This window comes from Blautia sp. MSK18_10 (assembly GCF_020553185.1).
GTDB classification, from domain to species: Bacteria; Bacillota; Clostridia; order Lachnospirales; family Lachnospiraceae; genus Blautia_A; species Blautia_A wexlerae.
On the sequence record NZ_JAJCGT010000014.1, the window covers coordinates 68,214 to 75,944 of the forward strand.

Sequence of the window (7,731 nt, forward strand, 5' to 3'; positions counted from 1 at the left end):
CGGCAATATCCGCAGGGTGTATTGCTGAGAATAAAGTGAACAGTGAAACCATTACGGGAGGTATGAAATGACAAACGAAATGTTCAAGAAAGAGGCATTCAAGAAAAGCGTAAAAGACAACGTAAAATTCCTCTATCGAAAAACAATTGAAGAAGCTACACAGGAGCAGATTTTTCAGGCAGTAAGCTACTCTGTAAAAGATGTTATCATTGATAACTGGCTTGCAACACAGAAAGCTTATGACGAACAGGATCCGAAGATCGTATACTATATGTCCATGGAATTCCTGATGGGACGTGCTCTCGGAAACAACCTGATCAACCTTTGCGCTTACGGTGAAGTAAAAGAAGCTCTCGAAGAACTGGGATTTGACCTTAACTGTATCGAAGATCAGGAACCGGATCCGGCACTTGGAAACGGTGGTCTGGGAAGACTGGCTGCATGCTTCCTTGATTCTCTCGCAACTTTAAATTACGCAGCATATGGCTGCGGAATCCGTTACCACTACGGAATGTTCAAACAGAAAATCCAGAACGGTTATCAGATCGAGGTACCGGATAACTGGTTAAAGAACGGCTACCCATTCGAACTGCGTCGTCCGGAATATGCCAAGGAAGTACACTTCGGCGGATATGTAAGAGTAGAGTACGATCCTGAAAAGGGCGGAAGCAAATTTATCCATGAAGGATATCAGGCGGTAAAAGCCATTCCTTATGATATGCCGATCACAGGATATAATAATGATGTAGTAAACACACTTCGTATCTGGGATGCAGAGCCGATCGTAGACTTCGAGCTTGATTCCTTTGACAAGGGTGATTACAAGAAAGCTGTAGAGCAGGAGAACCTTGCCCGCAATATCGTAGAAGTTCTTTACCCGAACGACAACCACTATGCAGGTAAAGAGCTGAGACTGAAACAGCAGTACTTCTTTGTATCTGCAAGCCTCCAGGCAGCAATTGCCAAATATAAAAAGAAACATGGCGATATCCATAAATTATATGAAAAAGTAACCTTCCAGATGAATGATACACATCCGACTGTAGCAGTAGCAGAGTTAATGCGTATACTCATGGACGAAGAAGGACTCGGATGGGATGAAGCATGGGAAGTAACAACCAAATCTGTTGCTTACACAAACCATACTATCATGTCCGAAGCACTTGAGAAATGGCCGATCGAGCTCTTCTCCAGACTGCTTCCGCGTGTATACCAGATCATCGAAGAGATCAATCGTCGTTTCATCCTTGAGATCCAGGCAAAATATCCGGGAAATTACGAGAAGATCAAAAAGATGGCAATTATCTACGATGGACAGGTTAAGATGGCTCACCTTGCAATCGCAGCAGGCTATTCTGTAAACGGTGTTGCACGCCTTCATACAGAAATCCTGAAGAATCAGGAATTAAAAGACTTCTATGAAATGATGCCTGAGAAATTCAACAACAAGACAAACGGTATCACTCAGAGACGTTTCCTGCTCCACGCAAATCCACTCCTTGCAGACTGGATCACAGAGCATATCGGACCGGACTGGATCACAGACCTTCCGCAGTTAAAGAAACTTGCAGTTTACGCAGATGATGAAAAAGCACTCCAGGAATTCATGAACATTAAGTTCAAGAACAAAGAGCGTCTGGCTAAATACATCCTTGAGCACAATGGCGTAGAAGTAGACCCGCACTCCATCTTCGATGTACAGGTTAAGAGACTTCACGAGTACAAACGTCAGCTCCTGAACATCCTGCATGTTATCTATCTGTACAACCAGATTAAGATGCATCCGGAAATGGAATTCTATCCAAGAACATTCATCTTCGGTGCAAAAGCATCCGCAGGTTACGCAACAGCCAAGAAGATCATCAAACTCATCAACTCCGTAGCAGACGTAGTAAACAACGACGCTTCCATCAACGGCAAGATCAAAGTTGTATTCATCGAAAACTACAGAGTATCCAACGCTGAGTGGATCTTCGCAGCAGCAGACGTTTCCGAGCAGATCTCCACAGCAAGTAAAGAGGCATCCGGTACAGGTAACATGAAATTCATGCTCAATGGTGCTCCTACACTTGGAACAATGGACGGTGCTAACGTAGAGATCGTAGAAGAAGTTGGCGCAGAAAACGCATTCATCTTCGGTTTAAGCTCCGACGAAGTAATCAACTACGAAAACAACGGCGGATACGATCCAAACGTAATCTACAATACAGATGAAGAAATCCGTCAGGTACTGATGCAGCTCATCAACGGAACCTTCTCCAATGATACAGAACTCTTCCGTGACCTGTACGATTCACTTCTCAATACAAAGAACACAGACAGAGCAGACCGCTACTTCATCCTCGCAGACTTCCGTTCCTATGCAGACGCACAGAAACGCGTAGAAGCAGCATACAGAGATGAAAAAGGCTGGGCTAAGAAAGCACTCCTCAACACAGCATGCAGCGGTAAATTCACATCCGACAGAACTATCCAGGAATATGTAGATGATATCTGGCATCTGGATAAGGTTATTGTCAGAAAGAAATAATACGCTATATTTATAGAAGTAATTGCTTCTGAGTAAAAATAAAGCCCCTGGCAGTACAGTTATCAGGACTGTATTGCAGGGGCTTTTTGCTACAGTAGTGACATAATACATTAATTCATTTGTGCGGGAAAATTTTGCGTACAGACATATAATATAAAGGAACAAAAAGTTCTTGAAAACATAGATTTGACTGGAAAAATGAGAAGGCATCTGTTACAATAGAAAATACAAAACAGAGTGCAAAGAGGGTGATCGAAAACAAAAACACTTTGCACAAAAGATAAAATTTCATAGATGCGAAGCATCTGGAAATAAGAATACGTCCGAAAACATAATCAAAATACAAAAGCGAACGATAACTAACAGCCAGGAAAGGTGTATCAGATGGCAAATAACACCATATTTGATAATGTTTTCAGAACAATGCTGGAGAAAATGCCAGAGCTTGTAGTGCCGCTGATCAACGAGGTATTTGGCACAAATTATCCCGCAGATATAGCAGTTGAGCAGCAGAGAAACGAACACCAGACAAAGAACGGAGAAAAGATTACAGATTCCCGGTTAAAAATAGCAGACAAGATCTATCATATAGAATGTCAGAGCACCGGAGATGCAGAAATGGTAATCCGAATGATAGAATATGATTTTGCTGTCAGTCTGGAAACAAAGCAGATTGAGAATGGACGGTACAAAATATATTTTCCTCATTCCTGTGTATTATATTTACGTGGAAAAGGCAGAAAAGATACTCTTGGAATGGATATTATCATGCCGGATGGGCGGGTAATAAAATATGAGTTGCCGGCTATTTACATAGAAAGATATACACAGGATGTAATCTTTCAGAAGAAACTACTCTTTTTCCTGCCATTTTATGTGATAAGATATGAAAAAAGCAGAGAAGATATAGAGAAAGATCCAGAAAAACTTCAGAAATTGCTGGATGAATATGTGACAATATCCAGAAGACTGGAAGAAAGTCTGCTTGAAAACGGAAAAGAAGCACTGCATCGTTACCTTGTGGAAGTAATCATAAAAATTGCAGACTACATTTTCTCAGATTCAGAAAAAACAAAGAAGGGAGTTGACCGAGCCATGGGCGGAGAAGTATTAGAGCTGAAAACAGATAAGCTGATAAATGAAATAAGGCAAGACGTGAAAGAAGAAGTGAAAGCGGAAGTGAAAGAAGAAGTGAAAACAGAGACGAAAGAAAAAATAGTAATCTGTATGCTGAAAAGAGGCAAAAGTACATTGGAAGAAATCGCTGCAGATACACAGATGCCGATTGAGCAGGTTGAAAGAATAAAAAAAGAACAACAGTTATAAAATGAGAAAATGGCAGAGAATTATAGAGGGTTCTCTGCCATTTGACCATACAGGGGTTGATACATCATCTTGTGATTAGAACGAACAACTCACCACATTTGTAACAAATTATAGATTTTTAGCATGAAAAATCAAGGAAAATAAATGCTTTTGAAGTGTATGAAATTTAAAAAAATCGTAAAATTCTTGAGCATTACCCTTGACAAAAAGTGGTGAAAGCACTATTATTAACCATAACAGACAGATTATGTCTAGGAATCTTTACCCAAAAAGAAATAGTTATATTAAGGAAAGGGGAACTATAATCATGACAAAGATTAAAAACACAAAGAAGGGCATGGCAAAAAAGACATTAAGTATGTCACTTGTTGTTGCAATGCTTGCCACTTCTAATGTGCCGGTATGGGCTGCTGAGTTCAGTGATGGTACAGATACTGCTGTTGAGACTGAAGCTCCGGCTGCTGAAACATTCTCTGATGATGCTGCTCCAGTTGTAGAAGATACTACTGATACTACAGCTGCAAAAGCTACAACAAACGGTACAGGATTTGATATTACAGCTACAGATTTTACAGGTGTTACAAATGGTGGCATTGTATGGGGCAATAAAGTTTCTACTACTGTAACTGTAACGAAAAAAGATGATAATACTGATAATGTAGATTATTACTATGTATGGAAAGACAATGATGGGCAGATTACTACTGAAGCTCCATTTTCAAATGGAACAGTAGAATATACACCAGATGCCGCCCAGAGCGGAAAAGATATTACACTTTTTGTATATGCAAAGAAAGATAATAGTGTAGTATGGAGTTGGACATCTGATTCTTTTAAAGTACAGCCAAAACAGCTGAGTGATGTTATCAATATGAAAGATGACAATACAAAACTTAGTTTGAAATCTTCTTTCAAAAAGATATATACAGGGGAAGCTATTGTTCCAACCGTAGATGATATTAACTTTGCTAACCTTGCAAATATCAAAGATGCTAATAATAATGTTATTTTTACTGCCTCTGACTTTGTTATCGGAAGTACAGAAGGTGATACTGTAAATGTTACAACTAAAGGTGTCAATGTATATCTTACCACAACAAAAGCTGGTTATGCTGGTAGCGTTGTAATTAATTATACTATTTCTCCTTTAGATTTAACAGCAGAGAATGTTTCCAATTATTTAGAGGCAACATTCGTAACTACATCCAAGCCATATACAGGAAATGATATTGTACTTAAAAATACTGATGTAAAAATTGTAGATAAAAAATCCGGTGTTGACCTTTCTTCTTATATTAAAGGGGAAGATGTAATTTATATTAGAGGAGAAAAATATATCAAAGCCGGCACTCAGTTTAATACTGGAAAAGCTGGAGATGCTGATTTAACATTCCCAATTGCAACACCAGATGAAAGTAAATATAAAAATTACACTATTAGTGGTGATCTTACACTTAAGCCAACTAATAGCTTTTCTATTACAAAACGTGATTTAAGCACTGTAAATGTTTCTATTCCGGAACAGGCTTATCAGAATGGAGCAATTGTAACAGTTGCACCTTCAGTTGCAACATATACAGATAAAACAACTGGTGAAGTATTAAAATTAGCAGGTGATGTAGTGATTACATCTACTGCAACAACACAGGGAGTTCATGATGTAACAGTTTCTCCAGCTACAAATAATACAAACGTTGAGGGATCTACAACAGCAAAATTATCTGTTGCAGCAAGTTCTCTTTCAACAGCAAAATTTAGCGGTCAGTCTTATGCAGAGCAGGCTGAAGAATATACTGGCGAGCAGATTACTAAAGATTTAAGTAAGTTAGGTACTGTTAGCATCACAGATGTTAATGGAGCAACTACTGGAACACATAATCTTGTAAAAGATGTTGATTATAAGATTGAATTTGGTAAAAACATTGATGCCGGTGTCGGAACCGTAACAATTGTAGGTCTTGGTAGCTATGTTGGAAGTACAAAAACTTATACTTTCACAATCAATCCAGCCGTTGTAGATACAAAAACTGTTACTGTAAGCAAATATGTAGAGAAAAAAGACACTACAACACCTTCCGATTATAAAGATGCAATGGGTCTTGTTGTTAAGGCAAAAAATGCCAACGGAAAAGAATTTGCTTTGACTGAAGGTACAGATTATGTAGTTGAAAAATATAAATTTACAACTAGCGATGATACTGATACAACAACTGGAGAAGTAGACGGTAAAGTAAAAGTTGTATTGAAAACGACTACTAAAAATGGTCATAAGTATCTGAAAAATACAAACTTCATTGTAAAAGATGGTGAAGATGCAATCTATTCTTCTACTATCACAAAAACAACTTTAAAATCAGAAAATATCAAACTCAAAAAGACAGCTTATACTTATACAGGTGCTGCAATTAAACCTGATTTTGATGTAGTTGTAGATGGCAGAGTTATCAACCCAACAGAATATAAGATTAAATCTCTGACAAATAACGTTAATGCTGGTACAGCAACAATGGTTATTACTGGTACAGATGGTACATTTACATCTAAAACAGATGCTAGCATTACATTTACCATAGAAGCTGCCGATGCTTCCAAACTTGTTGCATCTGTAGGAAGCCAGACATACACCGGATACAGCATCCAGCCGCCAGTTACTGCAGCTACACTAAATAATGTTGCAATCAATGTAAAAGATAACTTTACAGTAACATATGGTGAGAATGTTGCAATGGGTGAAGGTACTATTACCTTGACACCAAAGAACGGAAACTTTACCGGAACAAAAACTATCACATTCAAGATTACAGGCCAGATGCTTGAAAACGGTGACTTCAAATTCTATGATGCAAATGGTTTAAAAATAGACAATCTTTCTCATACATATGATGGTACCGCTTATACACCTGCAAAGACTGTATTTGATACTGCTAATACAAAAGTTAAAAAATATGATAATAGCAACTGGGAATCTGTTGGTACTTTAACAGAGGGAACAGATTATGAAATCAAATATGTAGATAATACATACGGTAAAAAAGATTCTTCTGGCCAAAAACAGTATGGTGTTGTTCTTGCAATTGCTAAAGGCACATATGGCGGAAATTATACAGATAGTACTACAGGTGTAACTAATGGTGTATATACAGACGCTGAAGGTAATAAAATTGAAAATGTTATCTACGCTGAAAGATTTGAAATTGGAACATTAACTATTAAAGATTCTAATATTTCAGTAGCTAACGGTGTATATGCCGGAGGACTTCCTGTTAAACCAGTTGTTGTTGTAAATGTTGGTGGAAAAACTCTTGTAGAAGGAACAGATTATGAACTTGAGTATGGTGCTAATGATGATCGTACAAAAGTTACTACTACTAAATCCTTAACAGTAAAAGTTGTAGGAAAGAACGGCTACAGAACAGACGGAACTGTTTCTAAAAATTGGGGAATTGATAAATTCAATCTTGCAAACGCAAATGTAACTGTAGATGGTGACAAAGTTACTGTTAAATGCGGTCGTGTTGATGTTGAAACATCTGAATATACTGTAGAAAAGAAAGACGGTAAAGTTACTGTAACAGCTAAGAAAGACAGTAAGAACTACACTGGTTCTAAGACTGTAGATGCAGCAACACAGGATCAGAAACCAGCTGCTCCAATGATTAGCAGCGTTAAAGTTGTTGGCAACAAAGCAACTGCTATCCTTTCCGGTGATTCCGAAGGTGCTGCAGGTTACGACTATGTAATCTCTACAGACCGCGACTGCATCACAAACAAAGACTACGATTCCGTAAACAAGAATCAGGTTCAGACTTCTACTACATTCAAATATGTACAGCAGGGAACCTACTACGCATACTGCCACGCTTGGAAACGTGACG

Annotated in this window: 3 protein-coding genes; all 3 read left to right on the plus strand. The window is 38.3% G+C overall.

Annotated features, from left to right (window positions below; all coding sequences use genetic code 11):
• Positions 1-67: 67 nt before the first annotated feature.
• Positions 68-2,530: a glycogen/starch/alpha-glucan phosphorylase gene (locus LI074_RS08000; RefSeq protein WP_173706409.1), complete on the plus strand. Its 2,463-nt coding sequence runs from the start codon at positions 68-70 to the stop codon at positions 2,528-2,530.
• A gap of 384 nt (positions 2,531-2,914) precedes the next feature.
• Entirely contained in the window at positions 2,915-3,856 is a 942-nt protein-coding gene (locus LI074_RS08005) for a hypothetical protein (RefSeq protein ID WP_118611140.1), read from the plus strand.
• Between the two features lie 307 nt (positions 3,857-4,163).
• Positions 4,164-7,731: hypothetical protein (locus LI074_RS08010; protein WP_331463697.1), on the plus strand; the 3,568-nt coding region annotated here is incomplete at its 3' end.

Excerpts from the sequence above, each read along its gene's own strand:
- LI074_RS08005 (WP_118611140.1), top strand. The coding sequence starts at position 2,915 with ATGGCAAATAACACCATATTTGATAATGTTTTCAGAACAATGCTGGAG.
- LI074_RS08000 (WP_173706409.1), top strand. The coding sequence starts at position 68 with ATGACAAACGAAATGTTCAAGAAAGAGGCATTCAAGAAAAGCGTAAAA.